The 24,945-nt window shown below is 43.3% G+C and carries 25 protein-coding genes and 1 pseudogene; 7 read left to right on the top strand and 19 right to left on the bottom strand.

Going from position 1 to position 24,945, the window contains the following annotated elements:
• Positions 1-97: 97 nt before the first annotated feature.
• The 8 genes from CU635_RS01145 to CU635_RS01110 form a co-directional block, all read right to left on the bottom strand.
• Positions 98-1,327 carry a phosphopentomutase gene (locus CU635_RS01145; RefSeq protein ID WP_101575338.1) on the bottom strand — a complete coding sequence of 410 codons (1,230 nt, stop codon included), beginning with the start codon at positions 1,325-1,327 and terminating at the stop codon, positions 98-100.
• Positions 1,328-1,409: 82 nt separating this feature from the next.
• Positions 1,410-2,324, bottom strand: coding sequence for a phosphotriesterase family protein (locus CU635_RS01140; RefSeq protein ID WP_101575337.1), 915 nt, complete (start codon positions 2,322-2,324; stop codon positions 1,410-1,412).
• 73 nt (positions 2,325-2,397) lie between these two features.
• Positions 2,398-2,778: a PRD domain-containing protein gene (locus tag CU635_RS01135; protein ID WP_101575336.1), complete on the bottom strand. Its 381-nt coding sequence runs from the start codon at positions 2,776-2,778 to the stop codon at positions 2,398-2,400.
• 206 nt (positions 2,779-2,984) lie between these two features.
• Positions 2,985-3,671, bottom strand: coding sequence for a ribulose-phosphate 3-epimerase (rpe, locus tag CU635_RS01130; RefSeq protein WP_101575335.1), 687 nt, complete (start codon positions 3,669-3,671; stop codon positions 2,985-2,987).
• 108 nt (positions 3,672-3,779) lie between these two features.
• Complete coding sequence (locus CU635_RS01125) at positions 3,780-4,877, bottom strand: SIS domain-containing protein (protein ID WP_101575334.1); 1,098 nt, start codon at positions 4,875-4,877, stop codon at positions 3,780-3,782.
• A 45-nt stretch (positions 4,878-4,922) separates the two neighbouring features.
• Complete coding sequence (locus tag CU635_RS01120; protein ID WP_101575333.1) at positions 4,923-6,188, bottom strand: alanine racemase; 1,266 nt, start codon at positions 6,186-6,188, stop codon at positions 4,923-4,925.
• A gap of 129 nt (positions 6,189-6,317) precedes the next feature.
• A complete protein-coding gene (locus tag CU635_RS01115) occupies positions 6,318-6,707 on the bottom strand; it encodes a DUF2620 family protein (RefSeq protein ID WP_142382808.1) in 390 nt (129 codons plus the stop codon).
• A gap of 166 nt (positions 6,708-6,873) precedes the next feature.
• Positions 6,874-8,211 carry a YhfT family protein gene (locus CU635_RS01110; protein ID WP_101575332.1) on the bottom strand — a complete coding sequence of 446 codons (1,338 nt, stop codon included), beginning with the start codon at positions 8,209-8,211 and terminating at the stop codon, positions 6,874-6,876.
• A gap of 261 nt (positions 8,212-8,472) precedes the next feature.
• Between CU635_RS01110 and yhfZ the strand changes: the two genes are divergently transcribed.
• Entirely contained in the window at positions 8,473-9,414 is a 942-nt protein-coding gene (gene yhfZ, locus CU635_RS01105; RefSeq protein WP_101575331.1) for a GntR family transcriptional regulator YhfZ, read from the top strand.
• 143 nt (positions 9,415-9,557) lie between these two features.
• Here the strand turns inward: yhfZ and cax are convergent.
• Both cax and CU635_RS01095 read right to left on the bottom strand, forming a co-directional pair.
• Positions 9,558-10,597, bottom strand: a pseudogene (gene cax, locus CU635_RS01100) (calcium/proton exchanger).
• Between the two features lie 253 nt (positions 10,598-10,850).
• Positions 10,851-11,585 carry a DsbA family oxidoreductase gene (locus CU635_RS01095; RefSeq protein WP_101575330.1) on the bottom strand — a complete coding sequence of 245 codons (735 nt, stop codon included), beginning with the start codon at positions 11,583-11,585 and terminating at the stop codon, positions 10,851-10,853.
• Between the two features lie 195 nt (positions 11,586-11,780).
• Here CU635_RS01095 and pepT point away from each other — a divergent pair, with 195 nt between their 5' ends.
• Positions 11,781-13,013 carry a peptidase T gene (gene pepT, locus CU635_RS01090; RefSeq protein WP_101575329.1) on the top strand — a complete coding sequence of 411 codons (1,233 nt, stop codon included), beginning with the start codon at positions 11,781-11,783 and terminating at the stop codon, positions 13,011-13,013.
• A 270-nt stretch (positions 13,014-13,283) separates the two neighbouring features.
• Here the strand turns inward: pepT and CU635_RS01085 are convergent, their stop codons facing one another.
• The 3 genes from CU635_RS01085 to CU635_RS01075 all read right to left on the bottom strand — a co-directional run bounded on the left by CU635_RS01085 (position 13,284) and on the right by CU635_RS01075 (position 15,408).
• A complete protein-coding gene (locus CU635_RS01085; RefSeq protein WP_101575328.1) occupies positions 13,284-14,054 on the bottom strand; it encodes an SDR family NAD(P)-dependent oxidoreductase in 771 nt (256 codons plus the stop codon).
• A 360-nt stretch (positions 14,055-14,414) separates the two neighbouring features.
• Positions 14,415-14,603, bottom strand: a complete 189-nt coding sequence (locus CU635_RS01080) for a hypothetical protein (RefSeq protein WP_101575327.1) — start codon at positions 14,601-14,603, stop codon at positions 14,415-14,417.
• A gap of 94 nt (positions 14,604-14,697) precedes the next feature.
• Complete coding sequence (locus CU635_RS01075) at positions 14,698-15,408, bottom strand: pseudouridine synthase (protein WP_101575326.1); 711 nt, start codon at positions 15,406-15,408, stop codon at positions 14,698-14,700.
• Between the two features lie 132 nt (positions 15,409-15,540).
• Here CU635_RS01075 and CU635_RS01070 point away from each other — a divergent pair, with 132 nt between their 5' ends.
• Positions 15,541-15,765 (top strand): hypothetical protein, encoded by a 225-nt coding sequence (locus tag CU635_RS01070; RefSeq protein ID WP_101575325.1) that lies wholly within the window; start codon positions 15,541-15,543, stop codon positions 15,763-15,765.
• 104 nt (positions 15,766-15,869) lie between these two features.
• On the opposite strand, the gene CU635_RS01065 is transcribed toward CU635_RS01070, so the two are convergent.
• Positions 15,870-17,486 (bottom strand): putative polysaccharide biosynthesis protein, encoded by a 1,617-nt coding sequence (locus CU635_RS01065; protein WP_101575324.1) that lies wholly within the window; start codon positions 17,484-17,486, stop codon positions 15,870-15,872.
• 214 nt (positions 17,487-17,700) lie between these two features.
• Here CU635_RS01065 and CU635_RS01060 point away from each other — a divergent pair, with 214 nt between their 5' ends.
• Positions 17,701-18,969, top strand: a complete 1,269-nt coding sequence (locus CU635_RS01060; protein ID WP_101575323.1) for a BaiN/RdsA family NAD(P)/FAD-dependent oxidoreductase — start codon at positions 17,701-17,703, stop codon at positions 18,967-18,969.
• 212 nt (positions 18,970-19,181) lie between these two features.
• Here the strand turns inward: CU635_RS01060 and CU635_RS01055 are convergent, their stop codons facing one another.
• The 5 genes from CU635_RS01055 to CU635_RS01035 all read right to left on the bottom strand — a co-directional run bounded on the left by CU635_RS01055 (position 19,182) and on the right by CU635_RS01035 (position 21,429).
• A complete protein-coding gene (locus CU635_RS01055; protein ID WP_101575373.1) occupies positions 19,182-19,367 on the bottom strand; it encodes a sporulation protein Cse60 in 186 nt (61 codons plus the stop codon).
• Between the two features lie 68 nt (positions 19,368-19,435).
• Positions 19,436-19,945 (bottom strand): hypothetical protein, encoded by a 510-nt coding sequence (locus CU635_RS01050; protein ID WP_101575322.1) that lies wholly within the window; start codon positions 19,943-19,945, stop codon positions 19,436-19,438.
• Entirely contained in the window at positions 19,920-20,411 is a 492-nt protein-coding gene (locus CU635_RS01045) for a hypothetical protein (protein ID WP_101575321.1), read from the bottom strand. Before CU635_RS01045 ends, CU635_RS01050 begins: the two co-directional genes overlap by 26 nt.
• Before the next feature lie 149 nt (positions 20,412-20,560).
• Positions 20,561-20,866 (bottom strand): rhodanese-like domain-containing protein, encoded by a 306-nt coding sequence (locus CU635_RS01040; protein WP_101575320.1) that lies wholly within the window; start codon positions 20,864-20,866, stop codon positions 20,561-20,563.
• Between the two features lie 17 nt (positions 20,867-20,883).
• Positions 20,884-21,429: a DUF3267 domain-containing protein gene (locus CU635_RS01035; protein WP_245917250.1), complete on the bottom strand. Its 546-nt coding sequence runs from the start codon at positions 21,427-21,429 to the stop codon at positions 20,884-20,886.
• 364 nt (positions 21,430-21,793) lie between these two features.
• Between CU635_RS01035 and CU635_RS01030 the strand changes: the two genes are divergently transcribed.
• The 3 genes from CU635_RS01030 (at position 21,794) to CU635_RS01020 (ending at position 24,686) form a co-directional block, all read left to right on the top strand.
• Positions 21,794-22,159, top strand: a complete 366-nt coding sequence (locus CU635_RS01030) for a DUF485 domain-containing protein (protein WP_101575319.1) — start codon at positions 21,794-21,796, stop codon at positions 22,157-22,159.
• The gene (locus CU635_RS01025) at positions 22,156-23,694 is read left to right on the top strand and encodes a solute symporter family protein (protein WP_101575318.1); all 1,539 of its coding nucleotides are present in this window, start codon (positions 22,156-22,158) and stop codon (positions 23,692-23,694) included. Before CU635_RS01030 ends, CU635_RS01025 begins: the two co-directional genes overlap by 4 nt.
• A 149-nt stretch (positions 23,695-23,843) precedes the next feature.
• The gene (locus CU635_RS01020) at positions 23,844-24,686 is read left to right on the top strand and encodes a manganese catalase (RefSeq protein WP_101575317.1); all 843 of its coding nucleotides are present in this window, start codon (positions 23,844-23,846) and stop codon (positions 24,684-24,686) included.
• Positions 24,687-24,945 lie beyond the last annotated feature (259 nt).

Below are 24,945 nucleotides of genomic sequence, written 5' to 3'. Positions count from 1 at the left end.
GCACAAAAAGAGTGCTTCCCCAAACTCTTGTTGCGTGTCGGATTACTATTTAAGTAGGTTTTGGAGTCACACCGTAGGATTGCCGTTTATGTCTTACTTATTTATTGTGAATAATTGAATTACCTTTCAACAATGGATAAAAACTTTCGCCATTTTCCGGGAGGCCTGCTTCAAAAAAGTCTGTTACTGTCGCGGCTATATCTGATAGACTGTCGCGATCACCTAAATCCACGTTTTTGAGTTTTTTTCCGTATGCAAGTAAAAAAGTTTTTTCCCGAGTATGCTGACTATGGCCTATTGTCGGATCATTTCCATGGTCCGCACTCAAGATCAGTAAATCTTCTTCCGACATTTGCGCCAACAAAATCTTTAAATATTGATCTACTAACATGATTTTTTCAGCATAAAGATCCACATCCTGTGAATGCCCAGCAATGTCAGTTTCCTGAACGGTCGCTGCAATAAATCCTTCTTCCATATCATCCATCGTCTCAAGGACAGATTTCATCACAAAGTCCGTGTCTACTGCAGGAATTTTATTTGCACCGTCACAACTAATCACATCCTGCATTTTTCCGATTAAAGTAACTGGTATTCCTTGTTCTACTAAAATGTTCGCTGCCTGAGTATCAGGATTAATGCCATATCCTAAATGAAGGCAATTATAACCCTGTTCATAAACACCTGATTTCGGGGAGTTAACCCCGACAAGTCCGTCAGCACGCATCTCAACGGCCTCTTGAATTTGCTTCACTGAGATGTTTTCCCCGCCAAGGGCTATGACTCGGTTGACTTTTACATTTGCTCTAACGATTTTCCCAATTTTTAAAACCTCATCAAAAGAAATATCGTCTAAAGGAGCAGTAACATTATAAATTTGGCCATAATCTGTTTCGATATTATTGGCCACGATTACTAAACCGTTTACGAGCAGATACGGAAAATCAGGATCAGGAATTTCGGTCTGGTACCCTTCCTTTTCCAACGCTTCTTTCACTTCATTCATCACCGTTGAAAAAGGTGTTGTAAAAGGAACTTTAGGGTCGGTGCCCATGATTTCATTATGGCCTTGAAAACTGTCCGCACCAAAGTGTTTCAAGTTCATTTTCCCGAAGCTGGCGATCCCGCTTCTTTCTTCTAAACGGGGATGATTCACAATGTTATTAATCCCCAATTCTTGTAATTGGGGGATCGAAATTTCCTTGGCTTGGTCAAGTATATGATAAAATGTATTAGCACCTATATCTTTGGGACGGACATCTTTCACATCGTCCATATATCCCACTCCAAGGCTGTCAAGAATCAATACAATTGCTCTTTTCTTCATGTAGGATCACTGCCTTTCATTTCTGTTAAAAGGGATATACTCCTTAATCACTTTTTGTAGCACCAGGGAATTCTTTCACTTCCTAAAAAGACAAGAATCGTCGAGGATTATCTACCATCATAGTTGTGATTTCTTCTTGTGAAATGCCAAGCTCTTTTAGCTGCGGCAAAAAGTCTGTGAATAAATATTCATAGCCGAATCCGCCATTTACTTTTAAATAAGATTTTTTCGTAATATCGCATGATAACATCAACTGATTTACATAACCTTTATCCAATAAATATATTAAATCGGATATCCGCTCTTTTTCAGAACGATAGTTATTTTTGCCGATCGTATCAAATTGGATATAGACGCCAGCTTTCAGTAAATAATCGTATTCTTCACGATTCCCATTTAAATCCTGATGGCCAATAGAAATTTTCGAAAGGTCGACATCCATGTCATTAAAAAGTTTTAATTGTGCTGAGCCCATCGTTCCAAGTTCACAATGAGTGCTTAAAGGAGCACCGGTTTGTATTTGTGCCCGGCATGCTGCACGAAACACCTTTTCTTCATTTGTTGTCATTTCATTCAAGCTGCTTCCGATTTCGGAAATAATACCGGCACGTATACCTGTATCTCCCACACCATCCATTATTTCAGATACAAAAAGTTCAAATATCTCATCTTCGCTCTTTTCAAACACTTCTGGAGGATAATATGCTTCTATGTAATATCCCGTTGCTGCGACAATTGGCAAATCGTGTTGTAACGAAATATCGTGGAGTGATATTACATCTCTTCCCATGCCATGGTTTGTGACTTCAACAATACCGCCACATCCGGCAGCCTTCAGACGTTCTAATTCTCTGTTTAATATTTCAGAGTTAGACAGAATTGGATCATCATCGTTTCTGACATGAGACAGATCCAATACAACATGTTCATGTATCATCGTTTGTCCGAATTTTTCAGGTGATAAATCACCGGTTACAGTTCGTATTTTCTTGCTCATTTTCAATCCCCCTGACTATTAATCTATAAAATTGCTGTGATCACACATAATAATCTGGTTCCAATACCCATTTTCAAACTTGATTCTCTAATAAGTTTTGTTGAAATACTGATGCGTAATGAAGATGTAAATAATTCTTCTCTTCAACAGGTAACGCATTTCCGAATTGCGTTTCTATGAATTCAATTTCTTTTTCGATCTTTTCATTAAAACCTGTACGGCTAACTTCATTTAAAAGTGCTTCAGGTGGTCCTTCAATCATCTCCCCTCTTGCCAGCCTTGTAAGGGCGGAAGCAAGATGGGTAAATAACATTTCGCTTTGCAAAATCGCTGTTTTGTTCATCATTGATCCTAAGTTTTCAAAGGCTTTTTCCGTAATTGCCGCAGCTTCTGCGGTGATAACCCCTCCTGTCAGAAGCAATTCCAGTCTCTCATTTAGCTCTGCTTTGTCCATTTCTTATCCTCCTATTGCATAATTCAACAAGCTTACAAACCAATCTTTCACATGGTTACCTTGCTTATAAAGGTTTAAGGTCATTACAGCGAACACAAACTTCTGTAATGACCCTTACTTGATATTTTTCCAACAATTACACATCTAATAACGTTAAACAATTAATAGATTTACAATCTAACCACTTTTTCGTTGTCCATTACTATCTATCCGATATTTTGCGTTTCTATATTTTCTACAATTGTTCTGAAATTGGGCAAAAGCTCAGCAGGATTTGAACCTGCCTTAAAGATGCTGGCCGTTCCCAATACAAATAGGTTTGCTCCCGCTTCAACCAAAGCAGGAACTGTATTAGCTGCAATATGCCCGTCTACTTCAATGTCTATTTGCAGTTTCTGAGAATTTATTAACTCCCGCAGTTCCTGGACTTTCGGAACAGCCTCAGGTACAAAAGGCTGACCTGCAAATCCGGGATTTACAGTCATAATTACTACCATGTCAAGAAGCGGCACGACATGTTGAATAGAAGACAATGGGGTTGCTGGGTTGATAGCGACTCCCGCCTTCGCACCAAGTTGGCGGATTTCAAGCAAAGTGCGGTGCAGGTGTCGAGTCGCTTCCGCATGTACAACGACTATGTCTGCCCCCGCTCGCACAAAGTCGCCACAGTATCGTTCAGGATCTTCAACCATCATATGCACCTCAAAGGGTACCTGAGTCAGTGGCCGAAGAGCACGAATAATGTCATTACTGAAACCAAAGTTGGGCACGAAACGGCCATCCATGACGTCGAAGTGAAACAAGTCCGCGCCAGCTTCAGCTAGCTCTGTCAGTTGACTTCCCAGAGAACTAGGATCAGCGCAGGCCATTGAAGGGGAAAGCTTAATTGTCATACGTGCCTCCCTCCAAACCTAAGAGTCTCCTGGAAAGCTGTTCGCATTGAAAAAGTTCTTTTATGCATAATCATCATCCCTTTTCGCTTGATTTCTCGCTCGTATCATTTATGCATCATGATTGATAACAGGAGTGGTATTGCGGAAATTTCCAGCTTCCAATCCTGTTAACCGGGCCAAATACGCTGTAAGCAATTGCACCGGTACGATTTCAGTAACGGCTGCGATGATCGGATCGTCTACCTTTTGGACGCCTAAGTGGGATAAATATTTCTCATTTAATTCGATTGGAAGATCAGATCCCACCGTCACTACCCTGCCAGGCAAGCTTATGAGCTCCTTAACGGATGCCTGGACTCGCTTATATCGTCGATCTGTATGGGGTGGGACAAAATAAATTGCAACATGCTCCTGATCAACTACCTCTACTGCACCATGACGGAACTGCCCTCCGCAGCTCGCTTCAGCAGGAGTCTTTGCGCCTTCTTTGAACAACAGAGCGGCTCCTCTGGCCGTATATTGGTCGTAACCCCTGCCAAGAAAGCTTGTAAACTGAGGACGCCCAAGGCGGTCCGCAAGATGTGCAGCCTCATTTTCCCAGGCTGGCAGCTGGCTTTCGATGATATTCGCAGCCTGAATGAGCCGGTCAGAAATATCATTTTCTTTACCCTCGACCAATCGGGCAGCCAGCAGCATGAGCAGACAAAGAGTGCCTGTATATGTTTTAATAGCTACCGACAGATCGGGAGGCAAACCAAGGAAGGCAACATCATATGCTGATCGGGCCAGAAAACTTCCTGGAACATTGGTCACGGCATAAAGGCGTCGTTGCCCTATTATCTCCACTATCTCTGTCATCTCAATGCTCTCTCCTGATTGTGAGATTGCAAATAAAAAAGCATTTTCCGGGATACTGGACAGGCGATCCACTAGATCTGAAGTAGGTAGCACCAATGAAAATGCGCCATTTTCTGCTAAGTAGGCCTGGACCAGTTCAGCCGCAAACAGGGAGGCTCCCATCCCTGTAAAGACAATTAGTGGTTTACCGGCTTGTTCCCACTCATCTCCCCATTTGTCGATAGCTCCGCTTCTGGTGCTATGATTTTCAATGAGCGCACGCAGCGCTTGTGGCTGGGAAAGCACGTCTTCAAGGTAACGGGTACGGTACGGTTGTTGGATATTTGAATTGGAATCCTGCTTATTCATTGAACTTCGCCCTTTCTTGTCGGCAGAGAAGTCAACCCTGCCGATTTAAAGTCTTATGCTGGAATTAAATCCTGCTTGTTGAATAAATTTCTCTCCTTCTTCCAAGCATTGTGGTCGGCCCTGCCGGTCTACCGGGTAGCCAACGGCGTTCCATAGCCCCGCCAACCGCGGTTTACCATGCCGCAAACCCACCAGTGGCGCCACAAATGAATTACTGATAAATACCTGGGAACGAAAGGCATATACAACACTATCCCCCACCTTTGGCATCGGCATGTTTGGGGGGACAACCAGTTTGCCGTAATAATCAATCGCCTCTGCCGGGTATGCACTGGCAGGATATCGTTGTCCTATTAATTCATCCGGGCTGGAACCGACCAGAGCCTCTTTCAAATGAGAGCGAGGATAGAATCCGTAGCCGATCGTTAAAGCACCGTCCTTTACTAAGTGGCTGACCTCGGTGACATAACACATCGCCGGGATCTCGGGTTGGTCAAGTAACGAGTGCAGAGGCGTGTTCCCGATCAAGGCACTTCCAGGTTCCACATGTGTGATACCACGCTGAACCATACCAGGAATCGTTGCACAGCATGTCACACCGGGAGCATTAACCTGTCGGACATCGACCCCACACCGTCGTAAAATTTCCGCGGCCTCCAGTAGCGTCTTCAGATTTTTGGTAGGCAAGGCTTCCCTGCGGTCCGCCTGATACAATAGATTGGGATGTGTCGTCACACCAACGAGGCGCACTCCTCGAGCTCCGTCTAAAGCATGGACGGCCTGCTCCAAATCAGAAAGGCGGATCCCGCCTTCCTGTGCAGGATGGAAGTCGTCCTGGTCATCCCGTGTAGCACGGACACGAAACAGCACCTGCTGTTCCCTTCCAAGCCGCGCAGCCTCCTCTCCTACTCGAAGCGCTTTTTCCACTGAAAAACAAGTAACGACTTCAGGCTTATAGGAAAGTATTTCTGCCAGGGAATGGTCGGGAATCTGCTGCAAGTGGCCTACATGGCCGATCGTAACACCGTAGGAAGCCAGAGCAATAGCTTCATCCACATCCACACATACAGCACCTTTAATCCCTGCCTCCTCTGCTGCAAGTGCAGCAACCGGGTTTCGTCCGTGCTGTTTAGTCATTTGGTAGAGAGTGGCTCCATATTTATCGGCAACCTCCCGAATAGCAGCGGCATTCTCATAAATGGCATCCACATCGAGCACATATGTATTGGTCGGGATTGCTCCGCTCTGGTGCAACAATGCTGCAGTACGAATCAGGTCAGGGTTCCTTTCAACTGTCATGTCTAAAAACATCCTAATCCCTCCTCGTAAATTGGCTCATGTGTTTGGCTTCGGTTTGTTTATTTCTGTTCCTGTTTTCTTGCATCTATATAACCTCGACTTAAATGTTTTTAGTAAATCGCTTTTTCTGAAAAAAAAAATCTACTTCAAACCGTTCTTTTCTAATAGCGCATCGATTATATGGGGCACAGCCGATGCTGCATGAGCCGCATTGATACCAAATGCTTTCCAGTCCTTTTCATTCACTCTAGACTTAATTTGTTCTGGCGTCGGATGTCCAGAAGCTGTTGTTACCATGGCACAATTGCTGTATCCGAGCACTCCAATTGCAATGCTAAGTGCCCCACCTTGGCCGCTCCAGCAAGAGCCAATGTAGTAATCAGCTTCGCCATTCTTTACCTTGCGGGCTCCAGCCATATCCGAATTGATTTCAATCTCGACAAGATCCCCACCCGATTTTTTGGCTGCATCCGCAATGGCCTGCTTTGCAAATCCGGTACTGACAATACGAATTTTTTTGCTGTCAGACATACAGTTCACTCCTTTAAAATAAAATTAACACGGAATCCTCTAACTTGATAAGGAATCAGGACTCTCGTAAACCGGTTCCATTATTCAGTGGAAGTCAAATTGAGATCCTGATTCTTTTAAACAATTCTCTTACTAAATGCTCCAGCCTATATTCAAAAAGCTTCGATTACATCCAGCCGATTAATACGAATATGTTCGCAAGGATACCGGTAATGATCGCTGCAGCAGGAGCTGCTGCCATCGGCATCAATTTCTGTCCAGAAAATTCATTTAATACAAATAGACCAGCGACAAGAAAGTAACCTGTTCCGCCCGGAATTAATTGATTACCGGCTACCATTGATCCGGCTAACAGTGCATATGTCACAACTTTATCCATGGAAAGGCGCAGACTTTCTGCGGATTCGCGCAATGTTTGATATTGATCAAGAAGCTTTCCAATTTGTCGCAGAAAAACCACTTCCAGGCCAGCAACGACTCCACCAGCAATTAGCGCCACATATGGATTCGGCGAGAAATATCCAGCAGCCACTGCAAAACAGAGACCGACTGTTCCGTAAACTCCAGTGGTTAGGGCAGTTGTTGCAATCAGAGGCAAGAAACCGAATGCCAACGCTAACGAGAGAATTCCAGATTCAATCATCTTTCCTGCCGCTGCTGACATAACGTCAGTCGGCTGCCAAGCGACGATTCCTGCTCGGATGCCGAAAGCAATTATCGCTCCTTGGATGGCGAGTAATGGCAGGCTTTTATAGATTCTTGCAGAGCGCTCACCGAAAAATCCTTCGCCATCCTCGTCTTCTTCGATCGTTGCCGCCACCTCGGATGCTATCTCTTTTCTGGCCCGCCTATCTTTTTGAATAGCAAAGATAATTAACATGCCCATACCAAACAACATTGCTGCTCCATCAGGGCTTAGAGTAATCTCATTCCCCATGAGCTTGAAAGTTCCGAAAGCGCTCAAGAGTTGGCGAGCGATAACAGCCACAGTCAATGCAATTACGCCCTTCTTCCAGCCAAACTGGTAACCAACTGCCACCACCGGGAAGGCGACGAAAGCAAAAGTCAAAGGAGTTGCCAATGATGCAAGCGCTGCCAAAATATCGACTGGAAGCAACTTTGATGCTGTTTGTATTCCTTCTAAGCTACTGGAGACCAGAGCGCCCCAGGCACCACCCCCAAGAACAGCAATCCACCATTTGGGAGCAGCTGCTCCAATCGAGTCAACAGGCAGAAGAATGAGACCAACAAGAATAAGTCCAGTAGTTAATGTAAATGGCGCCCACCCTAGTACAAATCCAATACCAATGGCCAGTGAAATACTAGTCAGCTGTGCCCTCCCCATACGTCCTTCAATGAATTCGGGTAAAACTGGGCGTAAACCATCATGAAAGGTTGCAATAGACTTATTCATAAGGAACGCACTAAAACCACCAAACACTACACAAAACAAAATTTTTGCTGCAATTGGATCTAAACCAAAAATCGGCCATGTAGTTGCCATACCTTTCCCTCCTTTATTAGGTTTGCGTTGTCGAATTACTTCTTGAGAAGATCTGTTATGTTTTCGACTGCATCACCTTTTATATCCACAATTTACAGTATTCTGTTTTATGAGTCAATACAAATTTTAAAAAAGTCTGAATTTATGAAAATTTAATGTCCACAATTTACAGGATTTTGTTTTTATGCTATACTACTATTATTTGGTATAATTTTTTAGACTAATAAACTATTGTTTATCTATTTATATAGGAGTGAGTCTATGTTGAACAACAAGTTATCTCAATCCCTGTTTAGTAAGCAAGGCGCAGTAGCTGCTGAATTAGCCAGGGAGTTTTTACAATTTCAAGTGGGCGATCGAATCCCGCGAATCACAGATTATGCCGTTCAGTTTGGAGTCGGTAATGGTACAATTCAGGCAGCTGTACAAACTCTGGTGGACATAGGAGCATTGCAACTTGAAAGCAAAGGGCACAAGGGAACGCACATTGAAGCAATCGATTACCTTGTTCTTTGGCAGGCAACTGGCCGTGAGGTTATTTTTGGCGCCTTGGCTTTACCATATACAAACCTTTTAGCCGGGATGGCAACAGGACTTAAACAAGTTTTTACTGTTCAAAATATTCCTTCTTCGTTAGCATTTATGCGCGGTGTAGTTTCTCGGGCGAAAGCCTTGAAAGCAAAACGCAATGATTTTATTGTTTGTTCTAGGTTGTCAGGGGAGACTCTTTGCGAAAATGATCCGGAATTGGAAATTTGGTGTAGATTTGGTCCCGGTACTCATGTGTCCAATCATGTGATATTCAAACCCCAGGGGGCTGAAGAGAATTTTTTTCAAGGTATGAAAGTTTGTGTAGATAAGGACTCACTTGATCAGTTCCAGCTAACTCAAGCCGAGTTCGGACATCTACCAGTAGAATTTTTGGAAGTTGGCTATATGCAGATACCTCATATGTTGCAGAGTAGACAGGCTGATGCTGCGGTTTGGAACGTAGATGAGATTGTTGAAAAAAATCTTCCTCTCAGCATGTTCCCTCTAAAAAGTGATCAGGCAAATGATATCCTTCCTAAATGTACAGAGGCTGTGATTGTCATCCAAAAACATTCTGGCGTTGGTAACTTCCTAAACCATATTATCGATCCCGACGAAGTTATCAAGATTCAAAAAAATGTAGTTAACGGGTTGACGCCTCCTGCATTTTGATCGTCGTTATATGATCCTTTCGAAAATTTCAATGAACATAACACCGTCGAAATTTCGACGGTGTTATGTTATGTATTTATATTCTTTTTTTGTAAAACGGTCTCTTCATAGAAAACATGCTGGACAGACCGACAAACTTATTATTACAACAAGAAAAACCCAATACCAATGATAACATATGCCGCCAACATGGTAAGCCCTTCAAACCAGTTGGATTCACCGTCGTTTGAAATGACGATTGTTAAAAGGACTGCCGACACCATAGCCACCAGTTCGGGAAGGCTGAATACGAGTGGCATTGGATTTGGATATAACAGTGAAATCAACACAAGCAGAGGCGCCACAAACATCGCGATCTGCAGAGTGGAACCTACGGCAATTTCAACAGCAATATCCATTTTATTTTTAAAAGCCATAATAATAGCGGATGCATGTTCAGCTGCATTACCGACGATTGCAACAATAATGACCCCAATAAACAATTCGGTCCATCCAAATGTTTCAGCAACAGCTTCGAGCGAATGGACGAGATTTTCAGAAACATACGCTACTGCAAGGGTCGCAATTAATAAAATAGCAAGTGCTTTACCTTTTCCCCATTCAGGTTCCTCTTCGTGATGTTCCGCACCCTTTTTATCATGTTGATATACACCGCGATGTGTAACTAGCTTGAAAAATAATGCAGCCAGATAAAGCCCAATTAAAATGATCGATATTCCGACGCTGAGAGACAAAGTCTTTGTTTCGTTCATATCCATTGAAAATACTTCCGGGATAACAAAAGCAACGACTACCGCGAACATTAAAAGCCCGGAGTTATGTCTGGCATCAAACACGTTAAATTCCTGACGCTTAAACTTAAGGCCGCCAACAAAAAACGATAACCCTGCACTAAAAGCAAGTTCCCTAATACGGAACCCGTCAGGGAAGCAAGCACAACGCCAACGAGACCTGCTTTTAAAGCAAATATTGAAATGATTAATTCGACCGCGTTACCAAAAGTGGCATTCAACAAGCCACCGATACGAGGACCGGTCACAATCGCAAGGCTTTCCGTTGCCCTTCCCATAAAGCTGGCTAACGCAATGATGGTTAAGCAGTAAATAATAAATAATGCAGTACTTGACCAATGCATAATTGTTCCAACCACCGAAAGTGGAAAACCAATAAATGCTAATGCCATAAAAATCTTATTCGTCACACAATTTCCCTCTCATTCTTTGATAATCTCTTACTCTTTATACCCTTTTATATCATGATTAATCGAAGGGTTGAAATTAATATTACAGATTCTCCGAACGAGAAAGCCCGCGCAGGGCCTAGCCCGTCTTTAGGCGTGGGAGTCTCATACAAGTTCAATAATATAATAAATAGACCCTAATTCAAATACCGAATTAGGGCGATTGTTTTTTAATTCGTATATCCTGACTTGCAGACTATTTCTCTCTGGGTGGAACAGCACAGCTGCCGTCAGCACAGAATGCATCGTCGTCAGCCCCGCCTGCTGAAAGATCTTGCAATGTTGGTGTAGGATTTTCTTCTTCCCAGACTTTTTCAAGTGCGCTTGTAAACGTTTCGGTCGGCTGAGCTCCAGATATCGCATATTTTGAATTAATGACAAAATACGGCACGCCACTGATACCATATTGCTGTGCGATTGATTCGTCAATGCGGACTTCATTGGCAAAAGCATTTTGATCCTGTAAAGCATTTACGGCCTCTTGGCGATCCAAGCCGACTGCTGCGGCGATGTCTGCAAGCGTTTCGAAATCACTCAAATCTTTAGAGTCTGTAAAGTATGCATTGAGCAGCTTTTCAGTAAGCTGTGCTTCTTTTTCATGGTATTTTGCAAACTTCGCAAGACGATGCGCATCAAATGTATTCGTTGGCTTCATAGAATCAAAATTGAATGTCAGCCCGACACTTGCTGCTTGCTGGCCAACATTTGCATTTGCTTGTTTCGCTTCTTCAACAGTCATTCCATATTTAGCCGCCAGGGACTCGTGAATGCTTTCCCCCGAATTTCGCGGCGCATTTTGATCAAGCTCAAAGCTTTTGAACTCAATCTCAACCTGATCTTTGTGGGGAAACTCCGCCAGCGCCGCTTCTAATCTGCGCTTTCCAATATAACAAAACGGACAAACAAAATCCGACCAAACCTCGATTTTCATGTTTAGCACCTCTTTAACTCAAGATATTTATTATAGTAGCACACCCTTTTCTGAAAGCACTCGACAGATGCTCAAATTACTGGAAAATTAATGGTATCGCCCGAATTTTTTTAAAAATGGTTTTGCCTTAATGAGAAGAAATTTCCGGATCATGATAATATAAAAACATATCAATAAAAGGGAGATGACCAAACATTGAAAAATGAAATGATTGAAAGATTTGTCTCTTATGCAAAAGTGAACACCCAATCTAATGAAGACAGTGATACCTGTCCTTCTACCCCCGGGCAGCTAACACTTGCGAATATGCTCGTTGCTGAATTAAAGGAGATTGGCATGGAAGAAGTAACAATGGATGAAAATGGTTATGTGATGGCGACACTGCTATCGAATACCGAGAAGGAAGTGCCAACGATTGGATTTTTGGCCCATCTTGATACGGCAACCGATTTTACTGGAGCAGGGGTCAATCCGCAAGTTGTCGAAGCGTATGATGGCAACAAAATTGTTTTAAACGACACTTTACATATTATGTTATCGCCACAGGAATTTCCTAATCTTGCCGATTATAAAGGGCATACGTTAATTACAACGGACGGGACGACACTTCTTGGGGCAGATAATAAGGCAGGTATTGCCGAAATCATGACGGCGATGGCTTATTTGATCAAGCATCCGGACATCAAGCATGGCAAAATAAGAGTTGCCTTCACACCTGATGAAGAGATTGGCAGAGGACCTCATAAATTCGATGTGAAAGCTTTTAATGCGAAGTATGCTTATACAGTCGACGGCGGACCGATTGGCGAGCTCGAATATGAGAGTTTTAACGCTGCCTCTGCGAAAATTATGATCAAAGGCAACAATATTCACCCCGGAACCGCCAAAGGAAAAATGGTGAATTCTGCAAAAATTGCAATGGACCTGCACAATAGGCTGCCTGCTGCTGAAGCACCTGAATTTACCGAAGGGTACGAAGGCTTCTACCACTTAATCTCCTTCAACGGCGACGTCGAGACAACAAACCTCTATTATATTATCAGGGATTTTGACAGAGAATCATTCGAGGCCAGAAAAGCAACGATTGAAAGCATTGTAAATGAATTGAGGCAAACGCACGGAAAAGATAGCATCATCCTGGAAATGGCGGATCAATATTACAACATGAAGGAAAAGATTGAACCCGTCAAGGAAATCGTCGACATTGCTTATGAAGCTATGGAAAAATTGGGTATCCAGCCTGTCATCAAGCCGATCCGAGGCGGTACAGACGGTTCACAATTATCCTACATGGGACTGCCGACACCGAACATTTTCACAGGCGGAGAAAACTTTCACGGAAAATACGAATTTATTTCAGTCGAAAATATGGTCAAAGCATCGGAAACAATTATTCAAATCATTAAGCTCTATGAGGAAAGAACTTGAATATATTAAATTTGACCAGGGATTGAGATCCCTGGCTATTGTTACATATGGATTTGCGTCTATTTTGGATATATCGTGCTTTTCACGGGCGGTATAGTGCTACTTGCCGCGAATATATCGTGCCTTTTCGTGGATATCTGATTCTGAACGCACATAAATAGAGTCCCTGCCTACCGAAACTATGGCTATTTACGCACCCACTACTGTGAAGCAACATAGTCACATAAAAAGGCAACCTCCTTTAAAAAGGAAAGTTGCCTCTGTTTATTGTTATTGAGCTGTAAGCCCTCCATCCACTGGACAGGCAACACCTGTAATGAACGACGCTTGCTCAGAAGCGAGGAATAGAACAAGGTTCGCGACATCCGCAGATTCACCATAACGTTTTAATGGGATCGTTTGTGTCAGTTGTTCTTTCGCAGCCTCAGCATCGTCAGGAGAAAAACCGCTCTCGAGAGACCGCATCATTCGGGTGTTCACCGGAGAAGGGCAAACAGCATTGACACGGACACCGAATTGGGCCACTTCAACTGCTACCGCTTTTGTCAGACCGATGACGGCATGCTTTGATGCGATATATGCACTGACATTCGGGCTTCCGGATAGACCCGCAACGGAAGAATTATTAATAACTGCGCCGGATTTTTGCTCTTTCATGATGCGCAATACGTGCTTAAGTCCAAAAAATACACCTTTGACATTTACGTTCAGGACAAGATCGAGAGTCTCTGCAGGATAGTCTGTGATGGGAAGTACCTTTCCTTCAACGCCGGCATTGTTAAAGAATACATCAATCGATCCAAATTGTTCGACAGTCTTTTGAACATATTGCTCCACTTCTTCTTCTTTGGAAACATCAGCCGCGACTAACAAATAATTGCCTTCCTGGAGTTCCAGCTCTTTTGCTGTTGCCTTGAGAGTGCCAATATCCAAATCAACTAACACAACTTTCGCGCCTTGATCAGCAAACGCTTTCACCGATTCTTTGCCGATCCCCGCTGCAGCTCCAGTAACCAACACCACTTTGTCAGAAAAACTCACCAAAATTCCTCCTCGTAAAATAGAATGGACCCAACAAAAACATTGTACCATCCCAGTGTACTGCTGAGAGCGTTTGCATGCAAACTCCACATTATTAACACAATTAGCGCGCTCATCGATGTGTGAATAAATTAATTATGTAGAAACAGTAATCAATGTATTTCAAATGATACCTGGACTTCCTAGAAATATATGCGGCCTACACAATTTTTTGGTCTTAAATGGAACCCGAATTTCTTGATGCCACAAAAAAGAAAAACCTTGCTATTTTAACAAGGTTTTTCTAAGAAAATATGCTTCTTAATTCAATTTGAAATTCAGGAAAAGTATGTGTACAAAGCGTATCTTCTTCTCCGAGTACTAGTGATGTTGCGAACACACCATTATCATCCAGATTATATTGCTCAACAACATTCTCGGCTGGTGCCGGCGTGAAGGTGCAACCTGCAGATGAGGTATTCCATCGATAATTTCATATCTTTCTTCATCATTCCATGTTAAATACTCTGCATACGACACTTTGTCAGGATAAGGCGGATCCATCTTCATAAGAGATACCTCCCTTGATTATCCATAGTGTAACATCATTTTGATCGTCTAATCTCGTTTTATAGTATAAAAAGCCCAATTACGTTAAACCCCGCTAATGTTCTATCAGCCCTTCAAGCTCTTCCTCAGTCAACTCGCGATACTCCCCAAGATCAAGGCTGTCATCTAACACTAACGAACCCATCGAAATCCGCTTTAAATAAACAACCCGCTTTCCGACCGCCTGGAACATTCTCTTCACTTGATGAAATTTACCTTCCGTTATTGTCAGTTCAATATCCGACCTCAACCCCGATTTAAGAATGACGAGCTCACCCGGTTTTGTCAGGTAGCCGTCATCAAGTGTAACACCTTTTTTAAACGCTTCAATATCCCCTGCAGTGACCTCTCCATCGATAACCGCAAAATATGTTTTCGGCACATGCTTTTTCGGGGACAACAGCCGGTGCGCTAACTGCCCGTCATTTGTAAGCAACAGCAATCCTTCCGTGTCCTTGTCAAGCCTGCCGACCGGGAACGGTTCAAATACCTGGTCCTCCATTTCGAGCAGGTCAATCACGGTTTGATCTTGGCTGTCTTCTGTTGCGGAAATGACGCCGGGCGGTTTGTTCATCATTAAATAAATGAATTCCTTATATTCGATCACTTCCCCATTCAGGGTTACGGTATCTGTTTCCGGATTTACATGGTGCTTCGGGTCCTTGATTTTTTCATCGTTAACGAGGACTGCTCCGTCCTTTAAAAGCTTTTTCACGTCTTTTCGGCTTCCATATCCGAGGTTTGCCAGCATTTTATCAATCCTCATTTTTTTACCTCCACAGATTTCTGGGCGTTCGCCAATGGTAAAGTTATAAAAGCAGAACTTCACTCACCAAAAAAACGGCTCTGAATAGACTATTATCATGATTTTAAAATCGCATGATTAGGAGTGGTGAGAGTGCATTATAACTATCGTCAACAAGGTACAGAAGGCTACTTCCCGGCTCCAGGCTATCCGGGTGGTTATCCAGGTTATCCAGGCGGGGGCGCCAACCAGCGTATCGACCGCCTTGAGCGCCAAGTTGAACGGCTCAACCGACAAGTAGACCGCATCAACCGCAGGCTCGACCGGATTGAGAGACAGCTTGGCTACCGTGACGAAACAGATACCTTCAGTTACTAAAAGAACAGGTTCCCGATTTGGGGAACCTGTTTTTAATGTGCCTTGGGATTAAACCCCACTCCTTAAGCATAATCGTGATTCAAGCCAACAGCAGGTGACGGCATTCACATCGGCAATCTCAGCTTCCCTTTTATCTTGTCCACTCTTTCGCCAAATAAAAAGTAGACAAGTCTGGAACGCATGCCTAAGTAAAAATAAACTCCGGCTCCAACGGTGGCACAAATGACTAAGATTATGACCGATTGCATCTTTGTCTCCGGACTAAGCACCAGCGTCACCAAATTGTAAGTAACAGCAGTGGCAGCCAGCATCAGCCCCGTAAACAACACGATTAGCAAGCCGCGTCTCAACACAAGCCGAAATCGATAATGGGCAAATGCCTTAATCACGAACATATTAATTAAAATGGCTACTGTGTAGCCGAGCGCTGTTGCTAAAACTGCACCCTGCGTTTCCATAACTTTAATCAGCGGAATATTTAAGCTTAATTTTACAAGCAGGCCGACAAGCAAGCTTAACAAGGTAAAACGCTGTTCGTTTATTCCTTGTAAAATCGCCGCGGTTACCGAATAGAGTGCAAATAAAATGGCTACTGGTGCATATGTCACCAGGACCTGCGTTCCAAGCGGATCATGTTTATAAAACAACGTATAGGCTGGTTCCGCGAGCAGTGAGAGTCCAACAACAGCTGGCAGTGTTAAATACAGCATGACCTGGAATGTTTGGTTCAACTGGCGGTTCAAGCTGGTCCGATCATTCTCAACAAAGGCCTTTGTGATGCTCGGGACAAGCGTCAGCGAAAAAGCGGTCGCCAGTGACACGGGAATGATCACAAGCTTATGAGTTTGATAATTTAAAATCGATAAAGCAGTTTCTGATTGTTTCGCCAGGCCAATTGTCGCCATCGCCCTGTTAAAGGTCAGCAAATCAATAAATTGAAAGAGCGGGTTGGCGATTCCGACAAGCACAAACGGTACTGCATAAATAATGATTTCCTTATATATGTCCGGCAGCGAAATATCGACCGTTGCCTTATCATGCGTCAATAACTCATCAAGATGCGGCTTTCGTTTGTACCAGTACCATAACAGGACAAAAAGGCTGCCGATCGCGCCAATGAATGCGGCGAACGTCGCCACGCTGACCGCAGACGTCAGGCTTCCATCCATCATTTTGTAGACGATAAATGCTCCTGCTAAAAGAAAGACAATCCGGACGATTTGTTCGACAACCGTCGAAACAGCTGAAGGACCCATTGATTGGTGGCCCTGGAAAAATCCCCTGATCAGGCTCATAAACGGCACAACAATCAAGGCGAAACTGACAGCCCGGATTACTGTGGTAACATCAGCGACACTGGAAACAAAATCTTTATCATTAATAATAATCTCAGCCAGTGCCGGCGCTCCGAAATACAATATTACAAACGATATAATGCCGCTGATTGCCATGACAACGAGCCCTGATTTAAAGAGCCTCCTGCTGACCGCATATTCTTCCAGAGCATTATACTTTGAGATAAATTTTGAAACAGCGAGCGGCACACCGGCTGTCGCGATGCTGATAAAAATGGTGTATGGAATATATGAATATTGGTATAGAGCCGTCCCCTGGTCCCCGACAATATCGTAAAACGGTATTACATATAATAGACCGAGAACCTTGGAGAGAATCGTGCCCAAAGTTAAAATAAAGGTTCCGCGCAAAAGTTTAGACGACATAAAATCCCTCTCTATATATGACACAACCGTTTTTTTCTAAAAAAGCAAAGCCAGTTGCGGTATATTTATAAAAAAATTGCACTATTAGTAGTTTACATCTCTTTTGTGCTCTGCGCCAGTTGCAGCCGGAAAAGCTGGTTTTTACTTTCCGGTTTTTTTCATGCTAAGATGGAAATGTTTAAATATGTAGATAAATGACGAAGTTGGTGAAATGATGAAATACGATGTCACAATCGTGGGCGGCGGACCATCGGGGTTAATGGCTGCGATCTCGGCCGGCGAACAGGGGGCTAAAGTTCTGCTGATTGATAAAGGAGACAAGCTCGGGAGAAAGCTGGCAATTTCCGGGGGAGGCCGCTGCAATGTTACCAATCGGCTGCCGATCGACGAAATCATCAAGCATCTCCCTGGTAATGGCCGTTTTTTATACAGTGCGTTCTCTATTTTTAACAATGAAGATATTATTGCTTTCTTTGAAAAACTTGGCGTCGAGCTGAAAGAAGAGGATCATGGCCGGATGTTTCCAGTTTCAGATAAAGCTCAGTCTGTAGTTGACGCGTTATTAAGAAGGCTAAAGGAATTGAAGGTTGAGATCAAAACAAACTGTCCAGTCAAAGATGTTCATTATCAGGATAACCGCACTTCTGCCATTGAGCTGATTAGCGGCGAAAAAATCCATACCAGTGCAGCCGTGATTGCAGTAGGCGGCAAGTCGGTTCCCCATACAGGATCGACAGGGGATGGCTATCCCTGGGCTGAAAAAGCCGGGCATACGATTACGAACCTGTTTCCAACCGAGGTGCCAATCACGTCGAGGGAACCATTTATTAAGGAAAAAACCTTGCAGGGTTTGTCATTGCGCGATATTTCGTTAAGCGTGCTCAACCCGAAAGGCAAGCCGCTCGTGACGCATAAAATGGACATGATCTTCACGCATTTCGGGATCAGCGGCCCGGCGGTCCTACGCTGCAGCCAGTTTGTTGTTAAAGCAAAGGAAAAGTGGAAGCTAGATGAGGTGACGATGAACCTCGATGCACTTCCTGAAAAAAAAGAGGAACCGCTTTTTCAGGAAATTTCTGCTCTTATCAAAAGTGAACCGAAGAAAGCAGTCAAAAATATCTTAAAAGGCTTGCTTCCGGAACGGTATTTGCTATTTTTGCTTGAGGTAAGCGAAATCGATGCGAATGAACAGGGTGCGGTTATTTCACATGAAAAAATCCGCACTTTTGTGAAAAACATTAAGCAGTTTCAATTTGAAGTTAACGGAACGCTTCCTCTTGAAAAAGCGTTTGTTACAGGCGGCGGCGTGTCCATTAAGGAAATTGAACCGCAAACGTTGGCTTCCAAGCTGATGGATGGGCTTTATTTTTGCGGTGAAATTCTCGATATCCATGGTTACACAGGCGGGTATAATATCACCTCCGCCCTTGTCACAGGCCGGCTAGCCGGGAAAAACGCTGCCGAATTCGCTCTTTCCAGATGAGGCAGTTGAATCGACAGGATTAGAAAATCGATTGGAAATTATTTAAGCGAAAAATGGAAGGAATTAAGCGATGCCAACGGTTATTCAAGAGAAAACTCCCCGGAATTAAGCGAAACCAACGAATAATTAAGCGAAACGCCTTGTTGACCGACTTAGAGAAAGCCTTCAAAATTGGAAAATGTGCCTACACTAAAAATGAGCCTGACACCATGTCAGGCTCGATAAATGACCATCGCGGAAAAGCAATAGATTTGTTCTTCTTCGTCATCTTCAGGCATCGCTGCCACGTTATACTTAATATCGACAAGTTTATTTTCATCCAATCTTTCCAAAAAACGATTCATATCATACTCTAAATCTTTTTCATGCTCCTGATCAAATACTTTTACTTGTATCAAAGCCCTCTCCCTTTCAATCTCTTTTTTTACCAGTTTTAACAGCCAACTCATTTTTTATACTTTTTCCACTAAAAAGGAGCGATTTTTGATTGATATGAATGAAACAATTTTTTTATAAAAACATAGCTGGTGCCAAAAACAAGCAGATAGGTGAAAAAGGAATAAATCTGATGCCACCTGAGGTATTGGAATACAGAAAAGTAAACGGCAATCACCTCCAGTGTGACTGATAAGGTCGACCAGCCACAGACAAATAAGACCGCATTTAAGTCCTTGGGCTTGAACTGATAAATTATCAGGGAAAAGCAGTAGCCGTAGAATGGATAATGCCAACCGTAAACGATTAAATCAAAGATATCAATGGAGGAACGATCCATCGTATCGTATAAATTAAACGGATGATCTGCCCCGATGATGTGGTCAACAGTTAATCCAAGAAAAAAGAAATACATAGAAATCGTCACGATTACTAGCTTTGGTAACGGCTTTTTCAACCATTTGCAGAAAAAGATCAAGCCCAAACCGGTAATTATAACAAACCACTCATTCTCATCAAAGCGGATCGGCGTCAGCAGCATGTCGAGTGCGCTCCTTTCGGATAGCCATATCAACAAAGTAGGCAAACATATAGTAGAGGGCGATCACGCTACCCCAATACACCATGCTCGTAAGGAAACTCCACTCCTTGTGAACGAGCACACCGTCTGCCACGAACATGTTCTCGCCGCCAATGCACAGCAGTAACAGGAGAAATAACAGAATAAGCTTTCTGCTTGCTGCCTGTTCGGTATAGTGCAGATAGATGAACAAAAACAAAGCCGGAATCGTAAAGATTTGTACAAAATGGTACGTAATAAAACTGAGCGGAGATTTCATAATTTCTATGGCGTTCATGTTGTATTCCATTAAAAACATTGGCAGCTGGATCACAATCGACACAAAAAGCCAATGAGTCACTCCCAAAAACAAATATATATCAGGATCTCTGCGCAACGCATAACACAGAATCAACGTTACTAACAAAACAACCCAAAAGCTTAACATATGCAAGCTCTCCTTTAAATCAAAAACAGTTTCCTATAGCTTTCTCAAGGCATGGTCGAAATATCCATGGATGGAACTGTGCTCGGTGCAGCAAGACTGAAGCAAAAAATAAAACCGACTCTCACAGTGAGAACCGGCTTTCCGTGTTTTTATTCTGTTTCCCCTTCCCATTCGAGCATGCCGCCAACCATATTGCGAACATTGTAGCCTTGGTCCTTCATATAGTAGCAGACATTTTCGCTCCGTCTGCCTGAACGGCAGATGAAGATGTATTCCGTATCTTTGTCAAACTTATCGAGGTTGTCCGGAATCGTACCCATGCGAATATGCCTTGCTCCCGGAATCATTCCTTGCTCGACTTCTTCATCCTCCCGGACATCGACAAGCTCTAATTTATCTCCAGATTCGAGCTTCTTTTTCAGTTCTTCCGTTGTAATCTTTTCAATTGAATCCATCATGATCTCTCCTTTGTTTATTGTTCATAAACCGTAAATTGCGGTTTGGTTGGATGGTCTTTAACGAGTGTATTTGAGCGGTACTTGCGGATCTTAAAAATAAACGCAAAATCCCCGGTACAGCCGCCTATCAAAAAGGCGCCGAGCAGTGTCAGAAAAACTTCGTCAAGCATGACGCCGATAACAAACGGCAACAGGCCCGTTACTAAAAACGGCAGCCATAAAGCGATTTTCATCGCTTTTACCGTAATCATCTGCTTGCTGTGCGCGTAGGCAATCCCCTTTTTGAAATCTACCCCATATGCTATCTCATTCCACGGCACTTTTCCAGCAAAGTGAAAGCCAATCATATGAAAAAATTCATGAACGATGACGAGAACCATTAAACAAAGAGAGAAAAGGATAAATCCTAAAGTAGTGACTGTAAAATTGGCCGTCCCGTGAAATGCACTGTGGAGAACTGCAGTCATGATCATCATCAAGATCGATAACAAAAGGGAATTCACCATTACTACAGGTATCGAAAATGTCACGACTTTGCCGGAATTTTCTGTCTGGTTCACACAATCACTCCTAAATGATTATTTTGCCATTTTTAATTTAATCATAACCGTTATAAATACTATGTTAAAGCAGAATTTCCGATAATGCAGTCAGTTTACGTTAAATAATGCTGCATAAAATATAGACCGAACAGATTAATGTTGCGAAAAAAACGTATCGCAACATAGCAAAATTTGACTTTCCACAAACTGTTTAAGCACATCTCACCCTAGCAATTTAAGCTATTTAATCACTATTTTAGCTATGTGTCGAAAGTTTCATATGGTTTAGAATTTACAAATTTTTCAGATAATAATATAATAGAGACTGTATTAAATTTGCCAGGGACATACCTGCGCATTTTACGTTCAAAGGGGGATTTGTATGGGATTAAATCAAAAAAGTGTAACCGATCTAAAAAGGGAACAATGGGCTGCATCACTCGATTATTCGAAGATTGCTAAATCCTCGTCTTTTCAGAGGCTGCTAAAGAGTAAGAAGAATTTCATTCTGCCTTTTTCTTTGTTTTTTCTCGCTTTTTATTTTACTCTTCCGATTTTGACAGCGTATTCAAAGGTTTTAAACAATCCTGCTGTCGGGGCAATCAGCTGGGCGTGGGTGTTCGCCTTTGCACAATTCATCATGACGTGGACTCTCTGTATTATTTATTCGAATAAAGCAGCGGGTTTTGACAAGATTGTTGAGGAAGTTATTGAAGAAACAAGGGGTGCAAGGAGGAAAAACGCATGAACACGCTGGCATTTACACTCTTCTTATTGATTGTTGGCCTAACACTGGTCATTACCTATTATGCTTCAAAGCGGACGAAGACGACCAGTGATTTTTATACAGCCGACAGCAGCTTAACAGGCTGGCAAAACGGACTCGCAATTGCCGGTGATTATATGTCGGCTGCTTCTTTCCTTGGTATTGCCGGGATGGTCGCACTTTCCGGATTTGACGGGTTTTTCTACAGCATCGGCTTTCTTGTTGCTTATCTGGTCGTGTTATACATTGTTGCCGAGCCGCTTCGCAATCTTGGAAAATATACGATGGCTGACATGATTGCCGCTCGTTTTGATGATAAAAAAGTACGCGGTGTTGCTGCCCTCAATACGATCACAATCTCAATCTTTTATATGATCGCCCAGCTCGTAGGCGCTGGCGGATTAATTCATCTGTTGCTTGGGATTGACTATGTTTATTCGGTATTAATCGTCGGTGTATTGATGACCGTTTATGTGGTGTTTGGAGGAATGACAGCAACAAGCTGGGTCCAAATCGTCAAAGCGATGCTATTGATGATTGGAACCTTCATTATTTCCGTCATTGTGTTCGCCAAATTTGATTTTAGCGTGATGAATATGTTTACACAGATGAAATCTGCTACTCCATTGGGGGAAGCCTACTTAAATCCAGGCAACAAATTTACGAATCCGCTCGATAACATTTCGTTAAATCTTGCGTTGATTTTAGGCACGGCTGGCTTGCCACACATTTTGATTCGCTTCTTTACCGTAAAAGATGCGATTACGGCCCGGAAGTCTGTTGTTTATGCAACGTGGATTATTGGCGCTTTCTATGTGATGACGATTTTCCTTGGATTCGGAGCAGCCGCGTTTGTCGGATATGACGAGATCGTTGCGGCCAATGCTGCCGGTAATATGGCGGCGCCATTGCTGGCAAAAGCTTTAGGCGGAGATTTTCTGTTTGCGTTTGTATCGGCGGTTGCATTCGCAACGATTTTGGCAGTTGTCGCAGGTCTTGTTCTATCCGGAGCCTCAGCCTTTGCCCATGATTTTTACAGCCATATTGTCCGCCGCGGCCAGGCTACCGAAAAAGAGCAAATTGTTGCAGCACGCTGGGCTTCAATCGGCGTTGCAATTATGTCTATTTTACTGGCGCTGTTTGCCCAAAAGCTAAATGTCGCATTTCTTGTTGCGCTTGCATTCGCGGTAGCGGCCAGTGCCAACCTGCCAATTATTTTGTTAACGATCTTTTGGAAGCGTTTCAATACAGCTGGAGCAATCAGCGGAATGCTGGTTGGTTTGTTCAGCTCTATTTTTCTTGTGATTATTAGTCCTAACATCTGGTCTCCTGAGGGCGCGGCAATCCTTGTCGGTGAACCGCTGATCAGCCTGACTAATCCGGGCATCATCTCGATCCCGCTTGGATTTATTGGTGCTATTGTCGGGACTCTCCTCTCTTCGAAGAAGGAAGATGCAAAGAAATTTGACGAAATTCTCGTTAAAGCCAATACTGGTATTCACAATATTTCTCAATAAAGACTCAGGAAGGGGCGGCAGATGCTGCCTCTTTTTTCAATGGATAGGGCAGGTGTTACATACCATTGTTAGTGATCATAAATACTCTTCTTTCTTCATACGATACATTGTATTGCACAATCAAACTAAATTTGGAAAGAAGGTTGGGTATGTTTTATCACATCAAAGAACTGCAATATCAAGCGAAACCAACACGTCCAGATCCCTCTTTTGCAAGACAACTGCAGGAAATATTAGGCGGGCAATTCGGTGAAATGACCGTGATGATGCAGTATCTTCTGCAAGGATGGAATTGCCGGGCAGAGCAAAAGTACCGTGATTTATTGCTGGATTTAGGAACCGAAGAAATAAGCCATGTTGAAATAGTCGCCACTTTAATCGCCCGGCTGCTCGACGGCGCGCCAGCTTCGGAAGTTGAATCGGCTGCAGAAGACCCTTTTGTCAACGCCGTGTTGGGAGGGATGAGTCCGAGGCAGCTGATTGCCAGTGGTCTTGGAGCGCTCCCTGAAGACAGTGAAGGTGTACCATGGAATGGCCGATATACGATTGCGAGCGGTAATTTGCTGGCAGATTTCCGGGCAAATTTAGCGGCGGAATCACAAAGTCGTCTGCAAACTGCCAGGTTATACGAGCTTACAGATGATCCTGCTGTGAGAGATAGCCTCGCCTTTTTAATAGCAAGGGATACAATGCACCAGAATACATGGATGGCCGCGATCGCAGAAATCGAAGCGAAAGAAGGAGTAGTAGCTCCTGGTACTTTCCCAATTGACAGAGAACGAAGAGAGTTTTCCTATAAATTCTTTAATTTGTCCCGTGGAGAAGAAAGCAGTAAAGGCCGCTGGGCGTATGGACCAACCATGGATGGCTGCAGTGTCTTCCAATATGTACAATGTCCGCAGCCTTACGGAGAACCGGCATATCTTAAACCGGCACCACCCCAAGTCCTTGATACTCCTCCTGGTCAACTGCCAAAGATGAATAAATGCTAGGAAAGATTCCAGCGAGTGAGCAGAACTCGAGATTTACGAGCGGAACTCAAGATTTATGAGCGGAACTCAAGATTTACCCCAGCTATGCCTCAGCCAATACTTAAAGCATTCACCCAAAGATCAATACTTACTTCTGTCTTTTAATAAATGGCGGATCTATGAAAAGAGGCAGGATGTGGCCTGCTTCTTTTATCATGACAAACTGTAGTCCATCATAGTTTTCTCTTCATATTTAAATGGATGTTTATTTCTCTTGAAT

The organism is Bacillus canaveralius (assembly GCF_002860125.1).
Classification (GTDB): domain Bacteria; phylum Bacillota; class Bacilli; order Bacillales; family Cytobacillaceae; genus Bacillus_BJ; species Bacillus_BJ canaveralius.
This window is presented reverse-complemented; position numbering and strand designations above follow the sequence as displayed.